Annotated in this window: 26 protein-coding genes; 11 read left to right on the forward strand and 15 right to left on the reverse strand. The window is 68.1% G+C overall.

All coding sequences use genetic code 11. The features are described 5' to 3' along the window. Together ACZK5D_RS02840 and ACZK5D_RS02845 are read left to right on the forward strand one after the other, a co-directional pair. A partial coding sequence (locus ACZK5D_RS02840) for an RNA polymerase sigma factor (protein WP_463664191.1) occupies positions 1 to 557 on the forward strand: 557 nt, incomplete at its 5' end. 5 nt (positions 558 to 562) lie between these two features. Beyond that, on the forward strand, positions 563 to 1,600 hold the full coding sequence (locus ACZK5D_RS02845; RefSeq protein ID WP_463664192.1) for a hypothetical protein: 1,038 nt from the start codon (positions 563 to 565) through the stop codon (positions 1,598 to 1,600). A 98-nt stretch (positions 1,601 to 1,698) separates the two neighbouring features. Here the strand turns inward: ACZK5D_RS02845 and ACZK5D_RS02850 are convergent, their stop codons facing one another. Continuing rightward, positions 1,699 to 2,037, reverse strand: a complete 339-nt coding sequence (locus ACZK5D_RS02850; protein ID WP_463664193.1) for a hypothetical protein — start codon at positions 2,035 to 2,037, stop codon at positions 1,699 to 1,701. Between the two features lie 408 nt (positions 2,038 to 2,445). Between ACZK5D_RS02850 and ACZK5D_RS02855 the strand changes: the two genes are divergently transcribed. Continuing rightward, positions 2,446 to 2,634, forward strand: a complete 189-nt coding sequence (locus tag ACZK5D_RS02855) for a hypothetical protein (RefSeq protein ID WP_463664194.1) — start codon at positions 2,446 to 2,448, stop codon at positions 2,632 to 2,634. 165 nt (positions 2,635 to 2,799) lie between these two features. Here ACZK5D_RS02855 and ACZK5D_RS02860 read toward each other — a convergent pair whose 3' ends face one another. Beyond that, positions 2,800 to 3,096 (reverse strand): hypothetical protein, encoded by a 297-nt coding sequence (locus tag ACZK5D_RS02860; protein ID WP_463664195.1) that lies wholly within the window; start codon positions 3,094 to 3,096, stop codon positions 2,800 to 2,802. Positions 3,097 to 3,374: 278 nt separating this feature from the next. Then, a complete protein-coding gene (locus tag ACZK5D_RS02865) occupies positions 3,375 to 4,019 on the reverse strand; it encodes a hypothetical protein (protein ID WP_463664196.1) in 645 nt (214 codons plus the stop codon). A 507-nt stretch (positions 4,020 to 4,526) separates the two neighbouring features. Here ACZK5D_RS02865 and ACZK5D_RS02870 point away from each other — a divergent pair. Beyond that, a complete protein-coding gene (locus ACZK5D_RS02870) occupies positions 4,527 to 4,847 on the forward strand; it encodes a nucleotidyltransferase family protein (RefSeq protein ID WP_463664197.1) in 321 nt (106 codons plus the stop codon). 67 nt (positions 4,848 to 4,914) lie between these two features. On the opposite strand, the gene ACZK5D_RS02875 is transcribed toward ACZK5D_RS02870, so the two are convergent. From ACZK5D_RS02875 to ACZK5D_RS02895, 5 genes are all read right to left on the reverse strand, one after another. Continuing rightward, the gene (locus ACZK5D_RS02875) at positions 4,915 to 5,121 is read right to left on the reverse strand and encodes a hypothetical protein (RefSeq protein WP_463664198.1); all 207 of its coding nucleotides are present in this window, start codon (positions 5,119 to 5,121) and stop codon (positions 4,915 to 4,917) included. 335 nt (positions 5,122 to 5,456) lie between these two features. Beyond that, positions 5,457 to 6,551 carry an ABC transporter permease gene (locus ACZK5D_RS02880; RefSeq protein ID WP_463664199.1) on the reverse strand — a complete coding sequence of 365 codons (1,095 nt, stop codon included), beginning with the start codon at positions 6,549 to 6,551 and terminating at the stop codon, positions 5,457 to 5,459. After that, positions 6,548 to 7,195, reverse strand: coding sequence for an ABC transporter ATP-binding protein (locus ACZK5D_RS02885; protein ID WP_463664200.1), 648 nt, complete (start codon positions 7,193 to 7,195; stop codon positions 6,548 to 6,550). The genes ACZK5D_RS02880 and ACZK5D_RS02885 overlap by 4 nt, the downstream gene beginning before the upstream one ends. After that, positions 7,192 to 8,295, reverse strand: coding sequence for a peptidoglycan-binding domain-containing protein (locus ACZK5D_RS02890; RefSeq protein WP_463664201.1), 1,104 nt, complete (start codon positions 8,293 to 8,295; stop codon positions 7,192 to 7,194). Before ACZK5D_RS02890 ends, ACZK5D_RS02885 begins: the two co-directional genes overlap by 4 nt. 49 nt (positions 8,296 to 8,344) lie before the next feature. Continuing rightward, entirely contained in the window at positions 8,345 to 8,896 is a 552-nt protein-coding gene (locus ACZK5D_RS02895; protein WP_182781619.1) for a hypothetical protein, read from the reverse strand. Between the two features lie 897 nt (positions 8,897 to 9,793). Here ACZK5D_RS02895 and ACZK5D_RS02900 point away from each other — a divergent pair. From ACZK5D_RS02900 to ACZK5D_RS02925, 6 genes are all read left to right on the forward strand, one after another. Further along, complete coding sequence (locus ACZK5D_RS02900; RefSeq protein ID WP_463664202.1) at positions 9,794 to 10,900, forward strand: sensor histidine kinase; 1,107 nt, start codon at positions 9,794 to 9,796, stop codon at positions 10,898 to 10,900. Beyond that, on the forward strand, positions 10,897 to 11,526 hold the full coding sequence (locus ACZK5D_RS02905; RefSeq protein WP_463664203.1) for a response regulator: 630 nt from the start codon (positions 10,897 to 10,899) through the stop codon (positions 11,524 to 11,526). The genes ACZK5D_RS02900 and ACZK5D_RS02905 overlap by 4 nt, the downstream gene beginning before the upstream one ends. Before the next feature lie 709 nt (positions 11,527 to 12,235). Next, positions 12,236 to 12,679, forward strand: coding sequence for a hypothetical protein (locus ACZK5D_RS02910; RefSeq protein ID WP_463664204.1), 444 nt, complete (start codon positions 12,236 to 12,238; stop codon positions 12,677 to 12,679). A 29-nt stretch (positions 12,680 to 12,708) separates the two neighbouring features. Next, complete coding sequence (locus ACZK5D_RS02915) at positions 12,709 to 13,782, forward strand: peptidoglycan-binding domain-containing protein (RefSeq protein WP_463664205.1); 1,074 nt, start codon at positions 12,709 to 12,711, stop codon at positions 13,780 to 13,782. After that, the gene (locus ACZK5D_RS02920) at positions 13,773 to 14,417 is read left to right on the forward strand and encodes an ABC transporter ATP-binding protein (RefSeq protein WP_463664206.1); all 645 of its coding nucleotides are present in this window, start codon (positions 13,773 to 13,775) and stop codon (positions 14,415 to 14,417) included. The genes ACZK5D_RS02915 and ACZK5D_RS02920 overlap by 10 nt, the downstream gene beginning before the upstream one ends. 72 nt (positions 14,418 to 14,489) lie before the next feature. Next, positions 14,490 to 15,491 carry a hypothetical protein gene (locus tag ACZK5D_RS02925; protein WP_463664207.1) on the forward strand — a complete coding sequence of 334 codons (1,002 nt, stop codon included), beginning with the start codon at positions 14,490 to 14,492 and terminating at the stop codon, positions 15,489 to 15,491. Positions 15,492 to 15,534: 43 nt separating this feature from the next. Here the strand turns inward: ACZK5D_RS02925 and rocD are convergent, their stop codons facing one another. From rocD to ACZK5D_RS02940, 3 genes are all read right to left on the reverse strand, one after another. Then, positions 15,535 to 16,758 carry an ornithine--oxo-acid transaminase gene (rocD, locus tag ACZK5D_RS02930; protein ID WP_463664208.1) on the reverse strand — a complete coding sequence of 408 codons (1,224 nt, stop codon included), beginning with the start codon at positions 16,756 to 16,758 and terminating at the stop codon, positions 15,535 to 15,537. After that, positions 16,755 to 17,606 carry a dimethylargininase gene (gene ddaH / locus ACZK5D_RS02935; protein WP_463664209.1) on the reverse strand — a complete coding sequence of 284 codons (852 nt, stop codon included), beginning with the start codon at positions 17,604 to 17,606 and terminating at the stop codon, positions 16,755 to 16,757. Before ddaH ends, rocD begins: the two co-directional genes overlap by 4 nt. A 110-nt stretch (positions 17,607 to 17,716) precedes the next feature. Then, positions 17,717 to 18,856, reverse strand: a complete 1,140-nt coding sequence (locus ACZK5D_RS02940; protein WP_463664210.1) for a cobalt-precorrin-5B (C(1))-methyltransferase — start codon at positions 18,854 to 18,856, stop codon at positions 17,717 to 17,719. A 637-nt stretch (positions 18,857 to 19,493) separates the two neighbouring features. On the opposite strand from ACZK5D_RS02940, the gene ACZK5D_RS02945 reads away from it, so the two are divergent. Further along, complete coding sequence (locus ACZK5D_RS02945) at positions 19,494 to 19,880, forward strand: hypothetical protein (RefSeq protein ID WP_463664211.1); 387 nt, start codon at positions 19,494 to 19,496, stop codon at positions 19,878 to 19,880. Here the strand turns inward: ACZK5D_RS02945 and ACZK5D_RS02950 are convergent. From ACZK5D_RS02950 to ACZK5D_RS02965, 4 genes are all read right to left on the reverse strand, one after another. Beyond that, the gene (locus ACZK5D_RS02950) at positions 19,877 to 20,533 is read right to left on the reverse strand and encodes a response regulator transcription factor (RefSeq protein ID WP_463664212.1); all 657 of its coding nucleotides are present in this window, start codon (positions 20,531 to 20,533) and stop codon (positions 19,877 to 19,879) included. The two genes, ACZK5D_RS02945 and ACZK5D_RS02950, sit on opposite strands and share 4 nt — an antisense overlap. After that, the gene (locus ACZK5D_RS02955; protein ID WP_463664213.1) at positions 20,530 to 21,612 is read right to left on the reverse strand and encodes a sensor histidine kinase; all 1,083 of its coding nucleotides are present in this window, start codon (positions 21,610 to 21,612) and stop codon (positions 20,530 to 20,532) included. The genes ACZK5D_RS02950 and ACZK5D_RS02955 overlap by 4 nt, the downstream gene beginning before the upstream one ends. Positions 21,613 to 21,919: 307 nt before the next feature. Beyond that, positions 21,920 to 22,735 carry an alpha/beta fold hydrolase gene (locus ACZK5D_RS02960; RefSeq protein ID WP_463664214.1) on the reverse strand — a complete coding sequence of 272 codons (816 nt, stop codon included), beginning with the start codon at positions 22,733 to 22,735 and terminating at the stop codon, positions 21,920 to 21,922. 40 nt (positions 22,736 to 22,775) lie between these two features. Beyond that, on the reverse strand, positions 22,776 to 23,429 hold the full coding sequence (locus tag ACZK5D_RS02965; protein ID WP_463664215.1) for a precorrin-8X methylmutase: 654 nt from the start codon (positions 23,427 to 23,429) through the stop codon (positions 22,776 to 22,778). Positions 23,430 to 23,454: the final 25 nt, after the last annotated feature.

Here is a 23,454-nt window from a genome sequence, read left to right on the forward strand (position 1 = left end):
TGGGTGAGGAACGTATACGGGATGTGAATGCTCCAGGGGACGAGGTTTTCCGGCGGTTGTATGACGGCACCTCGCGTCGTGTCTATGCCTATCTGCGGCGGCATGCCGATCCGGATGTGGCCGAGTCGGTGTTGGCTGAGGTCTACGTCCAGGCGTGGCGCCACTTGGCCTCTCTTGACGCCGATCCGATGGGTTGGCTGATTGTCACGGCGAAGCGAGCGCTCGTGGACCAGCATCGTGCGCGGCAGCGCCGCGACCGGCTCGCCGACGCACTGTTTGCGGGTTCTCGTGACAGACGCCACGAGTCGATGGCCAGCCTGGTGGTGAACCGGCAGCTCCTCCTCGATGCTCTGCGTCGCCTCAGCGACGAGGAGCGCGAAGCCCTCCTCCTGGTCGGCTGGGACGGTTTGGACCACACCAGTGCCGCCGCGGTGGCGGGATGTTCAACGCCGGCATTCACGAAGAGGCTCTCACGGGCCCGCCACCGGCTCACCGACCTGATGGAACCATCCACAGCCGCGGCACCCGTGCTGCGACCTGTCCGGGGAAAGGTATGACTGACATGCGCGACATTGAGTCCATTCGGCCCACCGATGAGGCCATCGATGCCGAGTTCGATGCCCAGCGCCGGGAATCGGTGTTCCACGAGGTGCAGGCACGTGCCAGTGTGGTGCCGATCCGCCGCAGCCGCCGCTGGCCGGCGGCGGTCGCTGCCGCGGTAGCGGGCCTGGCTGTGCTGGGGCTTGCGTTCCAGGCGCTGGTGACCCTCAATGGCCACTCCGTTGCCGACCCGCCAGTGGCTGGGGTGACTGGCAGTAGTTCACCGACGCTGGCCACACCCCGCAACCTGCCGTCACCTCGATACGTTTCGGCCGTAGCGATGCTGGGGCCGGTGGCCGTCGCGGCCGCCGCTGCGCCCGTGGGAGAGCCCGACGCGTTCCTGCACGTGGTCAGGGTGGAGGAGCAACACAGCGTCGCTGGCCAGGGCTCATCTCAGCAGCCGATGCCAGTCGACTCGGGCGTCACCTACTTCGATGACTACATCGACCGTGACGGCTGGCTGTGGAGCCGGCGCACCGGTGACCAGCAGTTCTGGTTGCTCACCGGACAAGACCAATCAACGATCACATCCCTGCCCACGGCCCCGGACGCCCTGGATGCCGCACTCAGATCAGGCACCGGCAACAACAGCGCAGATGAGCGGGTGTTCAAGGGGATCCACGAGATCCTGCTCACCGAGACCGCGCCCCCGGAGCTGCGTGCAGCCGCGATCACCGTCCTGCAGCGCATCGCGGAACACCCCCAAGCCGCCGAGACCACCAAGGACGGACAGACAGCCACCCCCACCATGACAGTGACCACCGTCGACCTTGATGGCGTCACCGGCTACCGGGCCGCGATGACCGATCCGACGTCTCGTCCAGGCGTGGAACGCTGGCTGGTCCTCGACGCCACCGGCCAGATCATGGAGTCGGGAACCCTCACCCCGGAACTCTCCTTCAGCAGCAGGATCACCACCCGGGAATGGGTCGACGGACTCCCCTCCGACTTCGTCGACGTCCTGGGAACCGATCACGTCGAACGCGACATCAACAGCTGAAGCCCGACGATCAGGGACCCGATCACATCGGAGGCAGTCACCCCGGCGTCTCCTCCCTGCCCCAGCGGCGAACGGTAGATGGTCGCTCTGCCCGGTGGTCAACGGTTCAACGGGTCGGGTTCAGGGTATTCGAGGTCGAGACATTCGAAGCCCTTCGCGACGGCGGCGTGGAGGCGCTCGTGGCCGGCAGCGTCCCACTTCACATGGGGGAAGTACTGCCAGTAGAAGGAATCGTTGGAGGCCATGCCTTCGCCAGTGGAGGCCTGCCAGCCCGATGCGATCAGCCATTCCGCGTCCGCAGGGTCATCCAGGCTGTCGGCGTTGGTGAGCCGGGCGCGGCCCGTGACGCCGTCGGGGGTTGCCACGACGACCCACCAGTTGATTCCCGCGGTCAGGCCTTCACCCACCGCGATCTGCACGGCCTCGTCCCAGTCCACAGGCCCCCACCGTGATTCATGGCTCAGACGCGTCGCGCGGCTGATCGGCTCGCATACCATCTGAGCAGCCAGCGCCGCGTCGGGAACAGGCTCGGACCGACCGGGCTCAGAGGTCGCTCCGGATGACTCAGATGGCTCCACCGGGACAACAACGATGGGCGTGTCCTCGGGGCTTGTCTCGGCCGGGGTGGCCGACTGCTGTGAGCTCGCCGCGACTGAGGCCGAGGACGTGACCCTCACCCTCGGCTCCCGAGGCTCGTCCACCGTGCAGGCGGTCAACACCAGGACGCTCAACGCACACACCCAGGCCAGCTGCTTCACCAGCCATCGACCAGAAGACGCGGACGCGTGCGGCGCCGGAGGGTCACCAACGAACCGATCGCGACAGGAACACCCAGACGGGCGGACGTGCAGCAGCTGATGTCTCAACGGTGCCCCCGGTCAGCGGTGGGGTCCTGCACGTTCTTCCAGACCACCATCGAGTTCCGCCCCACCCTGCTCGCCCAACGCGACGACGCCTGCGCCAAGGGCCAGATCCGCCGCGCCGAGATCTACGACAACCTGCTCACCGGCCTCGACACCCACGAAGCCTCTTGACAAGAGATACCCACATAATGCCGCCGAGCGTACGTTTCTCGCGTTTGCATGTCCAGCTGCGCTCCGCCTTGAGAAGTCTGCGGTCGGGCTCGCGCGATCGTGATCCTGGGCTTGAGTCGGCGGGTCTTCGACGTCGAACTCGTGGGCCTGCGATTGATGCTGCGTCTACGCCGTGGCGATAAGTGTCGCAATCCCGAGCGCGATGACCGCGACCACCAAAACGACGATGATCAGCCAACGCAGGCGCTGGGTCCGCGTGGCCCGCGCCTCTCCATCGGTGGAGCCGGGGGTGGGTGGCCTGTCGTGCTCGGAGAGTTCAGGCGGGATCTCGCCGACGACGGTCACGGGAGCGTCGCCGGCTGGGTTAACCCAGGCTCGGGCGGGATCGGGAAGTGGAGCGTTGATCCACCGCCCGGTGATCGGGTCGAACCGCTCTTCCGCGGGCGGCATTACGCGTTCCATGGGCCCAGTCTGACAGCGGGCCAGCCCTCTCGGACCCTGTAGCTGGGAACACCCCGCCCGTCGGAGTGGGTCCATGCCGCGAAACCAGATCGGGCTCAGGAGCCAAATGACCCGATGTCTGCCGACACCGCTTCCCACGAGGTGAGGCTCGGACCTGAGGAGCTGAGTGCGCTCACGGCACGACGGAGGGCTGCACAGCCAAGGATGCAAACCACGCAGTGACAGCGACCAGCGAAAGCAGACCTGGGGCCACCGTGGGCCACAGTCGCTTGGCGACGTCATGGGCTCCAGCGGGTGGCTCCGGTTTCGCAGAAGCTGGTGCGGACTGCCGGGCCTTTGAGGCAGGCGGCGTCGACCAGGGCGCGATCGCCGATGGGCTCGTGAAGGGAAACGGTCATCTGGACGCTGTCGTTGCCCTGGCAGTTCTGGGGCTCGTTGCCAGGGAGCGGTTCGGCGTCGACCCGGATGATGATGTCGTCGATGCCGAGTGAGACAACTGGCTGGGCGATCGCTCCGGTCACCCCGCTGGAGCATTCTGCGCGAGTGACCTCGATAGTGACGGTCGTCGACGTGGCGGTCACGCGCTCGGAGTCGGCGAGGGTCCAGGTCGCGGCTGCGCCCACCTGGGGCGGGATCGTGGCGGTGACTTCGGGGATCGCCGGGTTCGAATCTGGCAGGGCGGTCCGGGTCGCGTCGTCGAGCAGCGGGCGGATGGCGTCGTACACCCGGTTGTAGAAGCCGCTGCCGGGGTCGTCGACGCGCCCGGGGGTGCCCGACTCGTCTACATAGACGGCCGTCGGCAGGATCCGCAGCACCGGGAGGTTCGCGTCGGCGGGGGTGACGACGAAGCCGCGGAAGCCGGGCCCGGGGTCCGGCGGGTCGGCAGGGATCACCTCCCCGGCAGCCGCACTATCGCCGATCATCAGGTACATTTCCTCGGCAACGTCAGGGTCGAGCGGGAGCTGCGGGTTCTCCCGTCCCGAGTAAAGGTCGACTATCACGGTGGTCCGGCTGGGCGGGGCCGCGGGCGCGTCGGAGACTGGCGTGCTGCAGCCCGAGGCGGCCAGTCCGATGCCGGCCGCCACGATGATGCCAACGGCTGCCGCCAGCCAGCGCCGTACTGTAGGGGCGGCAGGTTGGGGGCCCGGTCGGGCGGCGCGGTCGACCGGACCGAGCGGGACCGCCGAAACCGGGATTGGCGACGCTCGGCGGAGACTCTCCCGGATCCGGGTCCCGAAATCACTCATGTCGGAAGTACACACCCGCCTGTGCCGCCACGCCTACCCGGTCCCTGACTCCACCTCGCCACAATGGCGACAGTCTCACGAACCCTGATCCGTTGCAGCAACGCTCCACCACACGTCCGTTCTATGCCGCTGTCGGGGGGATCGGCAGTACCGAGCGCGTTGGTCGCGGGGTACCCTCGGTGCATGAGCATCGTGACGGCCGAGAGCGCGTCGCTGCGTGCGGCGATCATCGCGCATCGCGATGCCCTGGACGGCATCCTTTGTCGCTATCGCGCGGCCAACCCGAGACTGTTCGGCTCTGTGGCCCGTGGCGACGCCACGGGCGACAGTGACATCGATCTCTTGGTCGACTTGCTGCCGGGCGGGGGGAACGACCTGCTCCGCGTGGCAGGGGTCGCCGAAGAGTTGAGCCAGGTGCTCGGGGCGAGGGTTGACGTCGTGGCTGCGCCACTGCTGCGGGATGACGTGTCGTCCAGCGCTCTAGCCGACGCGGTGCCGTTGTGACCCGATCTGATCAGGAGCGGTTCGCCGACATTCTCCAAGCCATTCAGCGTTGCCAGGACTACGAGCCCTACCTCCGGTCCGAAGAGGTGCGTCGGCGTGCCCACCATCGCCAGGACGCGAGTAAGGCCGCTGCGGTCGACAGCAGCCACCAGAGTTCGTCCATCCCGGGCGGATCGGCCCAGGGGCCGAGGTAGAACATCGTGACCATGACGGCCGCGGTGACGATCGCGGCCACTGCGACGCCGATGATCAGTTCGAGGATGAATCGCACCACTCCTGGCCTCCTTCGCCTGCGCACCGTGCGCATCACGTTACCTGCGCACGACCTTCTCTCAGCGGGTGTCGTGCCATTGAGCTCGCCGGTAGCGGATGGTGGTGCCTTGGTGGGCGGGTCCGCGTCGACGGGGCTGGCGGCGGTCCGCTGGTTTCCCCGGCCGCGGTGCCAGCGGTGGCGTATGCGGTGATCCAGGCGCGCAGACTGGCGGGTCGACCCACGGTCACGCCCTGCTCGTCGGCCAGGACGCGTCAGGGCCCGGGTTGAGGTAGGTCCCAGCTGGGTCCGGCGGGCAGGCGGGGCCAGGGATCGGATCCCACAGCATCCGCGGCTGGTCAGGCCGTTCGGAGTACCGCCACGGGGTCGCGGTGTGCGGCCACCATGCCTGCGGGCACCGTCGCGACGAGGGCCGCCACAACCACGAGGGTGGCGGTGGCGGCGGTATGCCCGAGCGGAGCGATGGTTTCCGTGGCCATGCCGAAGGCCGTCACCGCGACGATGCCCAGCACCGCGCCGGCGGTGGTGGACAGCGCGGCGCGAAGAACGATCAGGCTCATGAGGTCAAAGCGGGTGATGCCGAGGGCTCGCCGTCGGCCGAGGTCGCGTTGCCGGATGAGCACGTCGGCCAGGGCAACGGCGCCCACGAACAGCGCGCCGACGAGCAGGACGATGAGGGTGGTCTCGTAGCCGGCCAACCGGACGTCCCCGCCCACCAGGTGGGAGGTCTCGGCGAGGTCCCGTGGGGAGGAGAGGCCCAGGTTCGCGGGGTCGGTGGGCGCCAGCAACCTCCGGAGACCGCGTTCGGTGGGGCCCAGTTGACCCACATCGTCGACGATGACTCGTGCCTGCTCACCAACCCCGGGTGTCGCGGAAACGTAGATGGCGCCGTCGCGGAGCCAGTCGAACGGGGCTGCCGCGTCGTAGGTGCCGACGACGGCGTAGGTGTGGTTGTCCCTCGTGACTAGTGCCCCCGACGGGGCCTCCATCCTGAGGGTGGCGCCCGAGGTGGCCGAAACGATCGCCTCACCAGGCTGGGGCCAACGGCCGGCGCGGAGGGTGACCACGTCGTCGGGGCTGGTACCGACGAGGCCCCAGGCGCTCACCGTCGGCCCGCCCCAGCCGAGGGCGGCGTTGGTAACCGTGGACGCCTTGGTCACCGCTGCGACGGTGTCGACGCTGGAAAGGTCCGCGATGACGCTGACCGCTTCGGGGGTGAGGAACCCATCGGAGCCCTGGTCGGTGACCGCGATCACGCGGGCGCCGGCGTCCTCCAGGCGCTGCTCCAACTGCTCCTGCAGGGCTGCCCCGCGCCCGGAGGTGGCGGCTGCGGCGAAGGTCATTGCGGCCGCAGCCAGCAGGATGAGGATCGTGGGGACCCGGGCAGCCATCGCGGAGGCAACGGCCTCCCGGAGGAGCGAGACCGCCCTCACAGCTCGACCACCCTGTCGACCCGGGAGATGACGAAGGGGTCGTGCGTGGCGATGATCAGGGCCACGGACTCGTCCTTGGCGGCCCCGACGAGGCGGGCCAAGACGTTCTCCGCGTTGGTGCGGTCGAGGTTGCCGGTGGGCTCGTCCGCCAACAGGATCGTGGGGCGGTTCATCAGCGCCCGGCACAGCGCCACCCGCTGCGCCTGGCCGCCGCTGATCTGCCCCGGGAGGTGATCAGCCCGGGCTTCCACGCCGAACGCGCCGAGCAGTTCTCCCGCTCTGGCGATGACATCCCTCCTGCGGTGGCCGGCGTACAGGGTGGGTTCAACCACTGAATCCAGGACGGTGCGGGCGGGGTCGAGCTCGGCGTCCTGGAACACGAAGCCCATGTGGCGGGCGCGCATGGTGGAGCGCTGGGCGTCGTTGAGCGTGGAGGTGGGCCGTCCGTGCACTTCCACCTCACCCTCGTCCGGCGTGAGCAGCAGCCCGAGTAGGTAGAGGAGGGTGGACTTCCCGCGTCCGCTGGGGCCCGTCAGCGCAACCGTCTCGCCGGCGTCGAACTCGGCCGACACGTCGACGAGGACCGGCTCGCGTCCCCTCGGGTAGGTGAACCGCAGCCCGGACACGGAGAGCACCGATGTCACGGAGTCTCGCTCGGTGACGGCCTCGCGGAGGACGTCGATGTGCCTGACGCCTCGGGGGTGACGTCGGCCGAGGCGAGGGCCTGTACAGACTCGCCTAGCTCGACCCCCTCGACGACGGCAAGCCCCGCGTGCGACCTGCTGACCGTCACGGGTCTGCGTTCGCGCGCGTTGCCGTCGACCACGGTCACCCAGGCCTGCCCGGTGGCGTCGGTAGAGACGGCGGCCACCGGGAGCGTGGGGCCGGTGGTCCTGGGGATGACTTCGATGTGCACCGTCACCCACGTTTGCTCGGCTGGCACGGCGTCGCAGTCGTCTCCGCACACCGGCCCGCCGTCTGGGCTGGTCAACGTCACGAGTTCGCCCGCGCCCAGCTCGTCGTTGGGCCGGCTCGACCCCCATACCGCGGGCCAGCTGTGCCCGAGACCCTCGACCGTCATCGGCGCGTCCGCTGGGACCAGGCTCATCTGTCCGGGTGACAACGGGAGGATGAACTGCGGGTCGCCTGTCGTCATCGAGACGGCCACCTCGCCGCCGCCCAGCACCGCCCCCGCCCAGACCTGTTGCGCGTCGACCACAACGCCGGCGGGCAGTGAGTCGGCGGCGACCAGCTCTCCGAGGCCCACCATTCCTGTAGGGGCGACGCCGAGGTTGCGCTGCCACTCGGACACGCCGCGGCCGGTGGCCTCGTCGAAGGTGGAGTCTGCCACGTCGAGGTATTTCAGAGCGACGAGCGCGCCCTCCAGCTGCTCCACGTCCCGGCCGGCCATGCCCAGGGACAGATCGCGGTGGAAGGGTACCTCTCCTTCGACGATGCGCACTGGAATGCCCCCCACTTCGTAGAGCACGTCGCCGACGGCGCGGACAGCCACCGGCTGGTCCGGCGCCGCCGTGACGACCCCAGCCAGAGCGTTGGTGGCGATGGTTCGGGATGCGCGGGATGTTCGGGCACCGTAGTCGAGGGTTTGGCCGATCGTGCGCTCGGTCACCGTGACCACTAGATCCTCGTCCGCAGTCTCAAGTAACCCGGGCGGCGGAGTCAGGGTGACCCTTCCCGCCCAGAAGGCCGCGGTGGCCAGCAGCAGGGCACCGACCAGAATCACTGGCCATCGGCGAGGCGGACCTGGCGGAGCCGTGTCGGATGTGGCGATGTCAGGAGCCATAGAAGTGTTCCCGGGGGAGCGAGGGGCACGCCGCTAGAATGTCGTCTCGGTTGTCGGATCCGATGGTGGGGTCGCTGAATGCCCAAGCGCGGGCTTCGGAGCCGTCTGTGAAAAACTCGTTGATAAACGACGCGCGGTCGGGACCTTCACTGGTGACAAGCCCAAAGGATTCCAGGCAAGGATTTCGCCACTGAGTCAGATACTCCCACAGGAGACCGAGTTGATCATCGTTCCAATCGCGAAGCATCAGCGGATCCGGCGTGAATTTCGAGTAGCAGACGTAATGTGCCAGGCCGTACTGTGGCGACGCCTGGACCCCGCCCGGGAAACTGACTCCACCCTCCTCCGCGACGGCCGGGTATCCAGCATCTGTGAAACACTGTGCCAAGAATTCATCTCCGCCGAGGGGATCCCCGAACGAGACCAGTTCCACCGTCGGTCGTGCATCCTCTTCTGCCAGCTCTGGCCATTGCTGCACAACGGATTGCCACTCCGCATCGAGCCACTGCTGCCGGAACTCCAGCTTCTGCTCCATTGTCATCGGCGGGAGAGTGATGCTCTGATAAGGCGCCCAAGGCTCATTGCGGTCGAAGACGGGCGCCGACGAGCTGGAAGCGGCAGCAACCGGTTCCTGCGCAACACATCCGCAGAGACCAAGAACTGCCAGCAGCGCAGCTGCGATCGAACTAGACCGGCGCGCAAATACCATACGTTCCTGAGTCCTTCAAGGAGATGGACGACGCGTACCATGAAGCGCGGGTCATGGTTGGATGCTGATAGGCGAGGTAGTATTTTGTCGCGTTGTTGTGACGAATTGTGCCACTGGGCATGTCGACACGGAGGATATCGAGACTCGTCTGCTCTCCCCGCACAAGAGGCCGCGCCCCGGCAACACACGTCGGTGTGATTCCTGATTCCGTCGCGGCACCGGCGGACAGTGGTGCAGCCACGGACAGTGAGAGAGCGGCGATGAATGTCAATGCCGTCGCGAAGTGTCTTCTATGCATGTGTCGGACACTAACACGTGGGTCGACTGCTTCAATAGGCGGCTGCACGCCTCAGGGTACTTAAGTACCTTCGTGAACCTTTGAATGCTGGGCCCTGCATGATCTCCTTCAGGTGCGCGAGTATCACTCATATGGGCATGGCTTCTCTCAGCGTTTGAGGGCTGACCTCGGTCAGCAGCCCGGGTACCAGGGGAAGACCGTGCAGATGTCCCGGGCCTCGGCGTCGGGGCGCGGGGGCGCCTCGGCGGGGGCGACGATGAGGAGCAGCAATGCGAGGAGCGAGACCATGATCGGCATGCTGCCCAAGTAGACAGGGGTCCCGGTGGACGTAGGTGCCCGTGGGGTGTGGGTGGGTTCATTCGTGCCCGGATTGGGTACGAAAGATCCTTCTTGCGGGTGTCGGAGTTGTGGGCGTCCTAGGGTGGGTGCTCGTGAAGCGTGCAATGGTGGTGAATCGCCTGCTGGCGTGGGGTGGGGCTGAGTCAGCCGTCGCGCTGCTGATGATTGCGGCTTCGTTGTTTGCGTTCGTGGGCGGCCGGATCTCTGTGTCTGCATTGGCGGCGGATGTGCTGGCGCTGGTGTTGGCGCTTGTCGCTCTGCGCTGGCTGGGGTTGGGGATCGGCCTTCTGCTGCCCGGGCTGGCTGTCGTTCTCTGGCTGGATCCTGACGGTTCGGGAATGGCTCTGTATCTGTGCGCGCTGCCGACCGTGACGGCGATCCGGCTTGGCCGGATCGGACTGGCGGGTGTTGCTACGGCAATTGGTGGTGCGGCGGGGTGGTGGGTGAGTTATCGGGTTCACCCGGACGACAGGGACCTGATCGGGATCACGATCACCTGGCTGTTCACGTACGGGATGGTCTGGGCGGTCGGGTTCGCGGGTCGCGCGCTCGCGAGGGCAGCCGAGGAGCGCGTGCACCGGGACTACCAGGAGCGTGCTCTTGACCTGGCCCGGGATCTGCATGATTCGACCGCACGCAATCTTGCTGTTCTGGCCATGCAGGCGGATGCTGCCGTTGTGGCGGGTTCGGCCACTCCGGAGCAGTTGGAGTCGATGGCGCAGATGGCGCGGGAGGCGAGTGTCGCGATCCGTCGAACCATGCAGCTGCTGGGGGGTCGGCCCGCAGCCCCTGAGCGGGACACGGGTTTGTCTATGGCGGTGGATGTGGGGCGTGCTGAGTTGGAGAGGCTCGGGTTCGAGGTTCGGGTGAGCATCGAGGTGGACGCTCCACTCCGCACCGCGGTGGATCACGCGGCGGGCCGGATCATGCTGGAGGCGCTGCACAACGTGGCCAAGCACGGGAACCCCGACGGGCCGTGCTTGATCATGGTCGAGGCCACCGACGATGCCCTTGATTTCGCGGTGACCAACACACCCCGCGCCGGGGCAGCGGGCGGCCACTCGGGGCTGGGGCTGGAGAGCATGGGGAACCAGGCGCGGGCGCGAGGGGGCTTGGTGTCGGCTGGCCTTTCCCACGGCGTGTGGGTACTTGAGGCCAGTCTTCCGCTCGTGCAGGACACCCGCAGTGGCGTCGCATGATCAGGGTGGGCGTCTGTGATGACGATCCGCTGGTCCTTCGGCTGGTCGCCGATGTCATCGGCCGCGCGGACGACCTCGTCGTGGTCGCGGTCTGCCGTTCCGGGGACGAAGCCATCGCTGTCGATGAGCCGGTTGATGTGTGGCTGATGGACCAACGCATGCCGGAGATGACCGGTATCCAGGCGTGTGCCGTCCTGACTGCTGGCACGGATCCGCCCCGCGTGCTGATCCTGACAGCCTCCACCTCGGAGACGGTCTCCGAGGCGTACCGGTCAGGAGCCTCGGGCTACCTTTTCAAGGACGAACAGCCGGATCGACTCCACACCGCTGTCCGGGCCGCAGCAGCGGGGTTCCAGGTTCAGTCTCCGCAAGCCGCGGTCATCATCCCCCGGTCTCGCGACGCCGCCTCGCCCCGCCCCCGGGGCGAGGCTCCCCAACTCACCGCCGACGAACGGAGAATCGTGACCGAGGTGATGACCGGCCAGACATACGCGCAGATTGCTCCGCGTGTTGGCATGTCCCAGTCCGGGCTGAAGAAGCGTGTCGCGGCGCTCATGAAACGCCTGGACGTCCACTCGCGCCCCCAACTCATGGCCAAGCTCCGAGACCTGGACCTCGGGCGGTAGGAGAGTGCCGGCCTACAGTGGATGGCGCGGATCGCAACCGTGATGCACAAGGAGCACACCGGCCTGATTCACGGCACTTCTGTACCGTGTCCAGGTACTTTCGATCCGCGTTCTGCGGTTGTCCCGCGAATCATCTCCCGGATCGTGCAGGGTCTGTTTGTGGGGCGACTTCCGCCGTCCCCACTCGATCGAAGGAGTTGGGGCTCATGGGGCTTCGGGCTTTGGTTGTCAGCGTTGTAGCCGCAGGATTCGTGGCGGGCTCGCTCGTCTCGCCGGCCGAGGCGCTTGACTCGCGCTGCACGCTCGATGGATACGTGCCGTGGACCGATGGGGTGTACGTCAAGACGCAGACCGTGCTTACCTGCACGGCTGCCGTGGGGGAAAAGGTTGGCGCCCAGAATCAGCGACTCGCGGTCGTGTGGGGCAGTCTGGGGTCCATGGTGTACTCACCTGCGTCGGCCGGCTCTACCTACCTCGCCAGCCCGGTGGCCTCCTATAACTGCAACGGGACGGGCACGAAGACCTACCGCGGCAAGCAGTGGGCAAGATCCACCGACAATGGTGAGGGCTCGAGAGTCAGTGGGCAGAAGTCCCTGACGTGCTGAGGCGAGGGTGGGTCGAAGGCTGGGCTAGGCGGGTGGCGAGTGCATCTGCACTGGGTGTCATCGCGGTCTTGACTCTCGCCGGGTGTTCCGAGTCTTCGCCAGAGGTGCGCGAACCCAGCGAGGCCGAGTATCGCGCGGCGTGGCAGGCAGGTGCGGACTGCCTCGTTTCCAAGGGATTCGATGCGCGCGTTGACTGGAGCGAGCTGTCGAACGACTACGCCATGGAAATCCAGAACACACAGGGTCGTGACGCTGAGCTCGATGAAGCCTACAACGAGTGCTATGCGGAGCATATGGACGAGATTGTGAACGCATACCAGGAGACCAAACGGGTCTCGGGTAGCGAGCGTGAAGCGGTGATGCGAGAACTCATGGAGTGCCTGGGGGACCTCGGTGTCACAGGGTTGGATGCCGGGACGAACGATTCGCGGGTCTTCGTCAAGGCCATTTGGGAGCAGTTGTCGGACACCCCAGAGGAGATTGAGGCCATGGCGTGCATGGAGCGCTACCGCGGCGTCTGGCCCAAGGGAGACGCGAACAACCCGTGAGGCGTCGGTCGTGGTTGTACCCCGTCACCGTGTTCATCGCGGTGGCGGTCTTGATCGGCGCGGGCGCCTGGCTGGCACTGGCGCTTCGCGGTCAGTTGGCGGCGCTCGATGCACCGCCGGTACCGGTGGTTGTCGAGGTCCGCGAGGCGCAACTCGACTACTCGTCTGCGGCGTCGCTGACGGGTCGCAGGGTCGCGCCGGAGCCGGTGCTGTGGAACGGCTCGGCGGGCACTGTCACCGCTGTCCATGCCGGGAGCTCGGATGAGTTGGGAACGGGCAGCGCAATCGTGGATGTCGACGGGGTGACGCTGCGTGCCTACTTCGCCGGCACTGCACTGTTCAGGTCATTGTCGAGGGGAGACAAGGGTGCCGATGTGAAGGTGGCCCAGGAACTTCTCAATTTTCTCGTCCCCGGAGCATCTCTGTCGGTGTCGGGCACCTTCGGGAGTGCAACGGCCTCGGCTGTGCGCGCCTACGAGAAATCGCTCGGGATGTCGCCCACCGGAGTGTTGGATCCGCGGTGGTTCATCCTGCTCCCAACCGACACTTACCGCGTCGGCTCCGTCTCCCTGCGCGTCGGGCAGCCGGCGCCGGCCCCTGGTACGGCCTTCCTCGACGGAGTGACGACCGTCGAGGGTCTGAAGTTTGAAGTGGAGGGCGGTGGGCCGGATGGAGCGTACCGGTTCTCCTACCTGGGCAGTTCGTACGATGTCATGTTGAGCGAGGGGGCTTGGACGCTTGTCGACGAAGCCGCGTTGGCCACCTTGCTGGATCCTGTAGCGGATTCAGGCTCGGCCTCTGATGCCGATGGCGCCGTCGAGGAGAAGACCACTCCCCCCTCGGACACGACGGGGAATGTCACGGTGGATGGCAGAGTGGCATTGACCGATCCGGAGCCGGGGCAGGCAGTGCCCCCGGCGGCGTTGGTGCTGGACTCGTCGGGTACGTCCTGCGTTCTGCTGGCCGGTGACCACAGCCCTGCCACCGTGACGTTGATCGGCTCGGCGATCGACGGCAGCGCCCTGATCGCACCTGATCTGGGCGAGGGCGCGCGGGTCCTTGTCAATCCCTTGGAGGTCGTACCGGAGGCCACATGTCCCTGAGGCTGGTCGACGTGGCGTTCAGGTACGCGGGGGGAGACCGGGCCGTACTGGACAGGGTGAATCTGACGGTGGCATCAGGGGAGTCGGTAGCCCTGATGGGGGCCTCAGGGAGGGGCAAGACAACACTTCTCAACGTCGCGGGTCTTCTCGCGGCTCCCACGACGGGGCGGGTGCAGATCGATGGGATCGCGTGCTCGGTGCAGGATCGCCATCGGCTGCGGATCGCTTGGATCCTCCAGAGCGTCAACCTGCTACCACGGCGAAGTGCTCTGGACAACGTGGCGCTCCCTGCGCTGGCCGCGGGCTCCACGTCGGGCACCGCCGATGCCACGGCCACCGAGTTGCTGCTCAGCGTCGGGCTGGATCCATCGGATCAACGAGATGCGCGAACGCTCTCCGGAGGCGAGGCGCAGCGCGTTGCTCTCGCCCGCGCCTTGATCTGCCGCCCCAGCCTGCTGCTCGCCGACGAGCCGACGGCGAACCTCGACGCCCGCACCGCGGACGTGGTGGCGGAGGCGCTGTTCGCGACGGCCGGCCACACGGCGGTGCTCCTGGCCACCCACGATGAGCGCATCGGGGCGATGGCGGACCGGATCGTGCGGATCCGGCCCGACGGATCCCTGGGGGAAGGCTGAACTGTGTGGCATCCGGGTCTTCTGCTGCGCGAGGCATTCCGAAACCTCGGTCCCCGGCATGCCGTGCTGGCAGTGGTCACAGCCGCAGTGCTCGCCGTGTGCGGGGTTGCCACCGTCGTGTCCGCTTCGAGCGTCCTCAACCAGCACGAGGGTGAGTTGGTCCGTGGAGGAAGTGTCTGGTGGATTCAGGCCGATTCGGATGGGCAGCCGGTGCCGGCCAGAATCTGCGCCCAACTCAATGGTCAGCCTGGGGTGGTGGGCGCCGGGGCCGTCGGGCAGGAGCAGCGTGAGTGGCATGCGTTCGAAGGGGCGCGGGGCGTGACCGTCGATGTCGCGACCCCCGGACTCTGGGCTGCCTGGGCGGTTGCCGAACCACCTGGAGATGTTGTTGCGGGGTCAGACCTCGCCGACACCGGGCTCGCTGCCGTGGGAATGGTGCTCTACGACGCGGAGGGCAACTCCCATCGCATCGACGCGCGGACGCCGGATTCGGTGAAGCCGGCCCGGCTCCGAGCCAATGTGGTGGTGGTGCGCCCGCCCGATTTCGCGATGAGCGAGTGTTGGGTTCGGATGGCCCCGGGGGCATTCGAGGCGGGCCGCGACCTGCTCGATTTCTCTTTCGCAGGGCACGGCGTGGCGATCAGCCCGTTCGCCGTCGACGACTCGGCCCTCCTCAGCCCTCAGGAGCAGTGGCAACGGTACGCGGGACTGGCCCCGGGACTGGTGGCGGGCGTGCTGATCGGGTTGCTGGTCCTGCTCACCTACTGGGGTAAGCGCCCTGAGCTCGCGGTTTACCGCACCTTCGGCAGCAGCCGCGCTGAGCTCATGTTCCTCGGGTTGGGGGAGGTGGCCCTGGTTCTCGTTCCGTCGGTGATTCTCGCCTGCGCCGCCACCGTCGCCGCGCTCGCGGTGGCCGTCTCGCAGCAGGGCGTCCCGCTGACCGGGGTCGCGGCGACGTTGGGTGCTGGTCTCCTCGCCATCGGTGCGGCCGCCGCGACGGGGTGGGCGCTCGGGGTGGCCTCAGTTCCACTCGCGCTGCGAGGCGGCCTTCATGAGCAGCTCAAGGACAGGTGACGGCCTGGCCCCGTCTGCGAACGGCGGTAGTCGGTTTCGGTGGTCAGGGAGTCCGGAGGACGAGCCGCAGCTGCTCGAACGCCCACTCGAGGTCCGTCGCCTGGATGGTCAGCGGAGGTGCGATGCGGATGGTCTGGCCGTGGGTGTCTTTGACCAGTACGCCGCGGGCCAGCAGCCTCTGCGCGACGTCGCGGCCGGTGCCGCGCGACGCTTCGACGTCGACCCCTGCCCAGAGGCCGGCCACCCGCACCTCGGTCAGCCCGTGGCCCAGCAGCTCGTTGAGGAGGCCCTTGAGGTGATGCCCGAGGGCTGTCGCGCGCTCCTGGAAATCGCCGGTGCGCAGCAGCTCGACCACGCGCAGCCCGACCGCCGCCGCGAGCGGGTTACCGCCGAAGGTCGACCCGTGCTCGCCGGGACGGAACACGCCGAGGACGTCCCGGTCTCCCACGACGGCGGAGACCGGCAGGATGCCGCCGCCGAGCGCCTTGCCCAGCAGGTACAGGTCGGGGACGACTCCCTCGCGGTCGCACGCGAACGTCGTCCCCACCCGCCCGAGGCCGGACTGGATCTCGTCGGCGATGAACAGCACGTTGCGCTCGGTACACAGGTCCCGGACGGCCCGAAGGTATCCCTCCGGCGGGATGATGACGCCGGCCTCGCCCTGGATCGGCTCGATGAGCACGGCTGCGGTGTTGTCGTCGATGGCGGCCTCGATCGCAGCGGCGTCGCCATACGTCACGGTGACGAAGCCGGGGGTGGGTGGCCCGAATCCGTCCCGGGCGAGGGGGTCATCGCTGAAGCCGACGATGGTGGTGGTGCGGCCGTGGAAGTTGCCGGCGGCCACGACGATCCGGGCGGCGCCGTCGGGCACCCGTTTGACCCGGTAGGCCCAGGCGCGGGCGGCTTTGATGCCGGTCTCGACGGCCTCCGCGCCGGTGTTCATCGGCAGGACGAGGTCCTTGCCGCACAGCTGCGCCAAGGCCGTGGCGAAGGCCCCGAGCCGGTCGTTGTGGAACGCTCTGCTGGTCAGCGTGAGCCGACCGATCTGGTCGACGGCCGCCTTGACCAGATCTGGGTGGCGGTGCCCGAAGTTCAGCGCCGAGTAGGCCGACAGCAGGTCGAGGTAGCGCCTGCCCTCGATGTCGGTCACCCACACGTCCTCGGCGCTCGAGACGACCACGGGCAGCGGGTCGTAGTTGCGCGCCAGGTGCTCGTCCTCGTTTCGGATGAAGCGGGCCGTCAAGGCGTCAGCATCCGTGGTGCTCATGGGGTGCCTCCTCGCAGGGTCAGGGTGCAGCACTTGATGCCGCCGCCGCCGAGGTGCAGCTCGGACACGTCGACGTGGATCGGGTGGTAGCCGCGCTCGCGCAGCTGGGCGTCGAGGCTGGTGACGGGAGGCGACAGGACGACGTTGCGGCCGTCGCTGACCGCGTTGAGCTCGAGGCTCGCGGGATCGGCGGCGGGCACCCGGATGGCGTCCGGGAACCGTTCGAGGAGCTCGCCCCGGCTGCGATGGTCGAAGGCCGAGGGCAGGTAGGCGATGTTGGCCCGCTCGACGCCGCCGGGGCCCTCCACCGGGTCGAGGACGCAGACGGCGGTGTCGAGGTGGTAGTAGGTCGGGTCGACCAGCCGCAGCGAGACGACCTCGCGCCCGAACACGTCTGCGACCTCGGCGTGACTGTCCAGCTGGGACCGGAAGCCGTAGCCGGCGAGGATCGTCTCACCCACCAACAGAAGATCACCCTCGCCCTCCTGCGTCGCGACCGGTTCCACGACGTCGAACCCGTGGGCCGCGAACCACTCCCGGAACGGGCCCTCCTCACCCCGGCGCTCGGCGACGGCGAACCGGGCGCCCAACGCCACGCCGTCGATGACGAGCCCGCCGTTGGCCGTGTAGACCATGTCGTCCAAGCCTGGGAGCGGGTCGATGAGCTCGACCTGATGGCCCAGGGCAACGTAGGTGTCGTGGAGTTCCTGCCACTGCCGCACCGCCTTGGCCGTATCGGTCGCGCGCGTGCGGTTCATCCACGGGTTGATCTCGTAGCTGACCGTGAAGTAGTCCGGCCGGCACATCAGGTACCGGCGCCGCTGCTGAATCCGCTCCTGAGGAGACATCGCCCCTCCTCCACTGAGGTGCCGACGGCGGACGCAGTCCTGGGGCTCGGCGGCACTTCGACCCGCGGCAGTCCGCGAGGAAGAGGCGACACGAGCACGCCTGGCATCCATTATTCACCGGACCGACGTGCCGCATCCTCCCATCGGGCTGAGTTGCCGACGACGGCGCCGCCCCGGTCGATGCAGATGACGTCGACCGCGACGGGGGAGCCGCGCAGGACGGTGAGGGCGTGATCGCGGGCCGCGGTGGCGACGACGTCGCCCAGCCGGATGCCGTCGGCATCGGCCAGGCCGAGGGCCTCTGCGGCGGTGTTCGCGGCACGGATCGCCGTGGCGAGCGTCTCGCCGGCGCCTGCCCGGAGTGCGAGGCCGGCGAGGTGGGACAGGTCCACCCGGGTGCGGTGGGAGTGCAGGTCGAGGTGTCCGGCGGCGAGCTTGGTGAGCTTGGCGAACCCGCCGCAGATCGTGAGGCGCTCGACGGGGTGCCGGGACAGGTACTTGAGGACGGCGCCGGCGAAGTCGCCCATGTCCAGGAGCGCGAGCTCGGGCAGGCCATACAGCTCGGTGACGACGTGCTCCGACGTCGACCCGGTGCAGGCGGCGAGGTGCTGGAGGCCGGCGGCGCGGGCGACGTCGACGCCGCGGCGGATCGAGTCGATCCACGCGGAGCACGAGTAGGGGACTACGACGCCGGTGGTGCCGAGGATGGAGATCCCCCCGAGGATGCCGATGCGCGGGTTCCAGGTGTGCCGGGCGATGGCCTCGCCGTCGTCGACCCCGATGGTCACCTCGAGGTCGAGGGGCACGACGTGGCGGCGGGCGACGGCGGCGAGGTTCGTCGTGATCATCGCCCGGGGTGCGGGGTTGATGGCCGGCTCGCCCACGGGAAGCGGGAGCCCCGGGAGCGTGACGGTGCCGACGCCGGGGCCGCCGACGAACCGCACGCCCGAGCCCGGCGGGCCGGGGCGCACCCAGGCGCGGACGAGGGCGCCGTGGGTGACGTCGGGGTCGTCGCCGGCGTCCTTGGTGACGGCGGCGATCGCGACGCCGTCGGTCAGCTGTTCGAGGGTGAGTGCGAACGAGGGCCGGCGGCCCTGGGGCAGTTCGACCTCCACGGGGTCCGGGAACTCGCCGGTGAGCAGTGCCTCGTAGGCGGCGGTCGCGGCGGCGGTGGCGCAGGCGCCGGTGGTCCAGCCGGGCCGGAGCAAGGAGTCGTCGAGTTGCGTGCGGCGCGCCATGTCAGCAGCCACGAGTCACAGGGTGAGGGGCGGTGAGGGGCACGTCGCCAGCGTAGCCGGGAGGGAGCGCCTTCTGGCCGGCCGGGGCTGGCTGAACTTCGCTCCCTGCGCGCAGCGGCAGGAAACGGAAATGCGACTCAAGGTTGCCCTATTAGTTGAGTGTGCTGGCGCGGCGCGGGTACGAAAGTACCCAGATTCTCTTCGATGCATTCGTGTCACACCGGGGATTCATAACTCTCGGTCAATCCTCACTGTTCGCCTCCTTGGCCGCTCTTTCTGGGGAGTCCTGTCAGAGTAGTATGATGCCATGACGAGTTACTTCACTAGGGAATGCTGCCGGAATCGCATCTCCCAGGAAGGTTGCCTGTGGACGCGAAGATGACCAGATCAGACTTCATGATCAATGAGATCGCCACCTTCAGTGACGGCTCGGTGAGCCGGCTCACTTACCCAGACTTCGTTGCTATGTCCAACGCTGTAATAATCGCCGCGGGCCGTGCTCTTAGTGTGAGTCTGTACTAGGGAGGGTTGAGATGGAACTCGGTCCCTTGATTGAGCCAGAGTGGTGGTCAATCGCAGCCGCACTCACTCTCATTGCCGCGTTGTTGCTGGGCGCCTTCTTCTTGGGGCGTTGGAGCGGGCGCCGCTGATGTTTGCCAAGACCCACAAGCTGGTCGCTTGGGCTTGGGTGGGCCTCTGCCTCGGCTGCACGGCGAGCCAGGCTGCCCCCGAGGTAGCTTGGCGGGAGGGGGCGCTCAACGACGGCGGACCCACGGCCCTGGTCAGCGGGATGCTGCAGCTCAACGATGGCTGCCTGTACCTGACTGCCGAAGATGGGACCGACTATCTACCGGTCTTCCGCGGCGCCCCGAGTTGGGGTGACCATGGTGCACTCGAGACAGAGCACGGTACCTTCGAACTTGCTCGGCCGGTTGAACTGACCGGCGGTGAATCCGCGGCCTCGGCTGAGGTCTCCGATGACACGCACATCCCCAAAGAGTGCGATCTGACCAAGCCGCGCTGGACCGTCAACTAGGACGGAGCAGGACTATCCGGGCGGGGCGACTCCGATGGGTGCGTTGACCAAGAGACGGACTGTGCCATCAGCTGGGGGCGGCTGCTGACCCCCGCGCGCCTCATGAGGGTGCCCACCCGCTTCTTGACCCCCGAGACGGACATGCCCAAGGCCTCGGCCATCTGGTCGTAGCTGCGGCCAGCGTTGATGGCGCGGATCAGCTCGTGGTCGACGGCGTCCCTCAGCACCCCGTCGGGGGCCGACTCCCGGCTGGTCACCCTGGTAGTCAGGCCCCGTGCCGCGTCGGGGGAGTGGACGAAGATGCCGGCGTCCGCGGTCCGGATGGCCGCGGCGAGCGCCTTGGCCGGCGTGTCCTTGAACAGGAAGCCGCAGGCGCCGGCGCCTACCGCCTCCGTGAGACTGGTGGTGCTGAGGCTGGTGAGCAACAAGACGCGCGGCGGGTCCGGTCGGGAGGTCAGAGCGCGGCAGGTCTCCACCCCGGAGATGCCGGGCATCCGGATGTCCATCAGCCACAGGTCGACTGGGGGCGCGGCCAATGCCTCGTGACCCCCCGCGCACTGGTGGACCACGGCGATGTCGTCGACGCGGGCAAGGGTTGCGGCGAGGTAGCTCAGCACGAGCGGGTCGTCGTCGCAGATCCCGACGGTGATCATGCCTGCAGTTGCCGCACGGTCAGCGGCATCTCCACCAGGCACGTCCAGATGCCGTTCGCCGATGCCAGCCGGAGGCTACCGCCGGCGAGCTTGGCGCGGTGGCGCATGCCAAGGGTGCCGAGGCCCGTGCCGGGCGTCCGATCCGGTGACATCTGGTTGGTGATGATCAGCTGGTAGTCGACGGCGGACAGCTCGCCCACGATGGTGCAGGGCCCGTGCTTCAGGCCGTGTTTGGCCACATTGTGGAGAGCCTCGCGGAGGATCTGCGCGAGGGCGCGGTCGACGGATGCGGGCAATGTTGGGCTGAGGTCTCCGGACGTGGTCACCTCGTGGCCGCGCCGCTTGAGCTGGCGGACCTCCTGCGTCAAGGTCTCCCGGAAGTCCGCGTCCGTCGGCGCGGCCTCCCCCAGCTGCATCATGCGGATGGTGTCGCGGAGGGCGGCCCCAGCGTTGCGGGCCCGCTCGGACAGCGCGTCCAGCGCCTCTGGGGTGGCACCCCCGGCCTGTTGGGCCGCGTCCGCCTCCATCGCGATGACCGTGAGCTCGCGCGCCACCGAGTCATGGAGGTCCAGGGTGGCCTGGAGCCTGAGGTCCCGCTGGCGCCTGGACTCGGCCTCGGCAGCATTGCGTGAGACGGCGTTGAGGCCGAAGCCGACGAGCACGAAGATTCCGTCGATGGCGAGCCAGCCGAGGATCACTCCGAACGCGTTGAACTCGTCGCCGAGCTTGCGGGCAGAGGCGGTCACCGATGCGGTGAACACGGTTGCGACCATGGCCGCTGCCTGTGCCCACCGGCCGTTCCGGAGGGCCGCGACCACCGGCAGCAGGAGCAGGTAGGCCCAGAAGCCGAGGGAGTTCTCGTCGATTGCCGCCGCCGCGATGGCCACGGTGATGGTCATCGCCGCGCCGACCCGCGGCCACCGGACCGCGACCACCACCGTGACGAACGCGGCGATGTCGAGTGCCACGACCTCAGGAGTCAGAACCATCCGCGCCCGGGGCGCGAGGAGTTCGGCCGTGATGATCACGAGCGCGATGAGGATCTCCAGCGCGCCGCTCGAAAGTGCTTTCCGTCCCACGTCGTCATCCTATGGGTCGATGACGTCCGCCCGACGAGCGGAGGAGCGCGCGAAGGTACTTTCGTACCCTCCCGGATGCGTTCGCGCCGGATCGCGGCGACACTGCGGCCATGACGATCTACGGACACCTCATCGCAGGGAAGTGGTCATGGGCGGTGGGGTCCGTCGGTGACCCGGCCGATCTGTGCGAGCTCTTCCCGTGGCTTCCGGGGTGCTGACAGGTCTTCATTCGCAGTGGTGAGGGTGTGGCGCCGAGGCTCTTGGGGGGACCTCGGCGCCACACTCGTCCATGGGCCGGGCGGGCCACTCAGCGGTGGGCGTGCTCGTCGATGAGATCGGCGATGAGCTTCGGCGACGCGAACATGGTGGCGTGCGGCCCCGGCACCGTCGCGAACCAGCCGTGCTTGAAGGTGCCCGCCAGCTTCTCGGCCCAGTCGAGGGGAACGATGGGGTCGTCGAGCCCGCAGAGCACGAGCGTCTTGGCGTCGATCCGCCCGGCGACCAGTTCCATGTCCATCTGGAGCAGGTGCGGGGTCTGCTGGACCATGTAGGGCACGCCGGCCCGGAACAGGTAGTCGTAGACGGCCATCGCCGCGACCTTCGGGGGCTCCTTCAACCCGTTGGCCATCAGAAGCCCCGCGACCTTCGCCAACGAGCGGGCCGACGGCGTCACCACCGGCGCGATCAGGACGATGTGGTCGACCTCCTCAGGGAAGTCGGCCGCGAGCTGCGCCACCACCTGGGTGCCCATCGAGTGGCCCACGACGACCGGGTGGTCGAGGTCCTTGTCCGCCAGGTACTTGCCGACGAGGGCGGCGTGATCGGCGATGCTCAGATCGCGATCGGGGCGGGGTGAGCGGCCGTATCCGGCCAGATCGATGAGGTGGACGTCGCCGTGGTTGGCGAGTTCCACCGCCGTGGGGCCGTACGAGCGCGCGGACACGCCGATGCCGTGGATGAGTACGAAGTCCGGGCTCGTCTTCTGCGGGACCTGGCAGGGGAACCGGTAGGCCACCAGCGACGCATCGCCGTAGCCGGAGCGGCTGGTGTGGTATTCCACCGTGCCGACGTACTTGTTCTTGTACACCACCTCTTCGCGCGGGGTGTGGCGGCGTGCGGACATGCGCATCAGCGTAGCCGTGCCGGGGCCAGGCCCGGGATTCTCAGGCCTGACGCGAGGTGTTGGTCAGCTCGTCGGTGCTGGCGATGGCGTTGACAGCGGCGACGGTGAGGGCCGAGCCTCCCCGTCGGCCGTGGACGACAAGGTACTCGAGACCAAGGTCGTTGTCGGCCAGCGCCTGCTTGGACTCGGCGGCGCCGACGAAACCGACGGGAATCCCGATCACCGCGGCCGGCCTCACGCCGGTCTCCGCGACCACCTCCAGCAGCCAGAAGAGTGCGGTGGGGGCGTTGCCGATGGCGACGACGGCGCCGTCTAGGCGGGGCAGCCACAGGTCGATCGCGGCCATGGTCTTGGTCATGGACTTCTCGGCGGCGAGAGCGGCGAGGTGGGGGTCCTTGATGTGGCAGATCACGTCGTTGTCCCGCGGGAGGCGGGAGGCGATGATGCCGGTGGCCACCATGGAGGAGTCGCACAGGATCGGCGCGCCGGCCCGCAGCGCGGCGTTGGCGGCGGCCACGACGCCGGGGGTGAACGCCACGTCGTCGGCGACGTCCGGGGCGCCGGCCGCATGGACCATGCGCACGACGACGCGGGCCACATCATCGGGGAAGCGAGTGAGGTCGGTCTCCTCCCGGATGATCCGGAAGGACTGGCGGTAGATCTCGGAGCCGTCGGTCAGGTAGTCGTAGCGCACGTCGTTGACCCTAGTGGACCCCGGA

The organism is Tessaracoccus yangjingae, from assembly GCF_055326235.1.

Excerpts from the sequence above, each read along its gene's own strand:
- rocD (WP_463664208.1), bottom strand. The coding sequence starts at position 16,758 with ATGAGCACCACGGATGCTGACGCCTTGACGGCCCGCTTCATCCGAAAC.
- ACZK5D_RS02905 (WP_463664203.1), top strand. The coding sequence starts at position 10,897 with ATGATCAGGGTGGGCGTCTGTGATGACGATCCGCTGGTCCTTCGGCTG.
- ACZK5D_RS02865 (WP_463664196.1), bottom strand. The coding sequence starts at position 4,019 with ATGATCGGCGATAGTGCGGCTGCCGGGGAGGTGATCCCTGCCGACCCG.
- ACZK5D_RS02920 (WP_463664206.1), top strand. The coding sequence starts at position 13,773 with ATGTCCCTGAGGCTGGTCGACGTGGCGTTCAGGTACGCGGGGGGAGAC.
- ACZK5D_RS02960 (WP_463664214.1), bottom strand. The coding sequence starts at position 22,735 with ATGTCCGCACGCCGCCACACCCCGCGCGAAGAGGTGGTGTACAAGAAC.
- ACZK5D_RS02870 (WP_463664197.1), top strand. The coding sequence starts at position 4,527 with ATGAGCATCGTGACGGCCGAGAGCGCGTCGCTGCGTGCGGCGATCATC.
- ACZK5D_RS02860 (WP_463664195.1), bottom strand. The coding sequence starts at position 3,096 with ATGGAACGCGTAATGCCGCCCGCGGAAGAGCGGTTCGACCCGATCACC.
- ACZK5D_RS02950 (WP_463664212.1), bottom strand. The coding sequence starts at position 20,533 with ATGATCACCGTCGGGATCTGCGACGACGACCCGCTCGTGCTGAGCTAC.
- ddaH (WP_463664209.1), bottom strand. The coding sequence starts at position 17,606 with ATGTCTCCTCAGGAGCGGATTCAGCAGCGGCGCCGGTACCTGATGTGC.
- ACZK5D_RS02945 (WP_463664211.1), top strand. The coding sequence starts at position 19,494 with ATGTTTGCCAAGACCCACAAGCTGGTCGCTTGGGCTTGGGTGGGCCTC.
- ACZK5D_RS02845 (WP_463664192.1), top strand. The coding sequence starts at position 563 with ATGCGCGACATTGAGTCCATTCGGCCCACCGATGAGGCCATCGATGCC.
- ACZK5D_RS02895 (WP_182781619.1), bottom strand. The coding sequence starts at position 8,896 with ATGACAATGGAGCAGAAGCTGGAGTTCCGGCAGCAGTGGCTCGATGCG.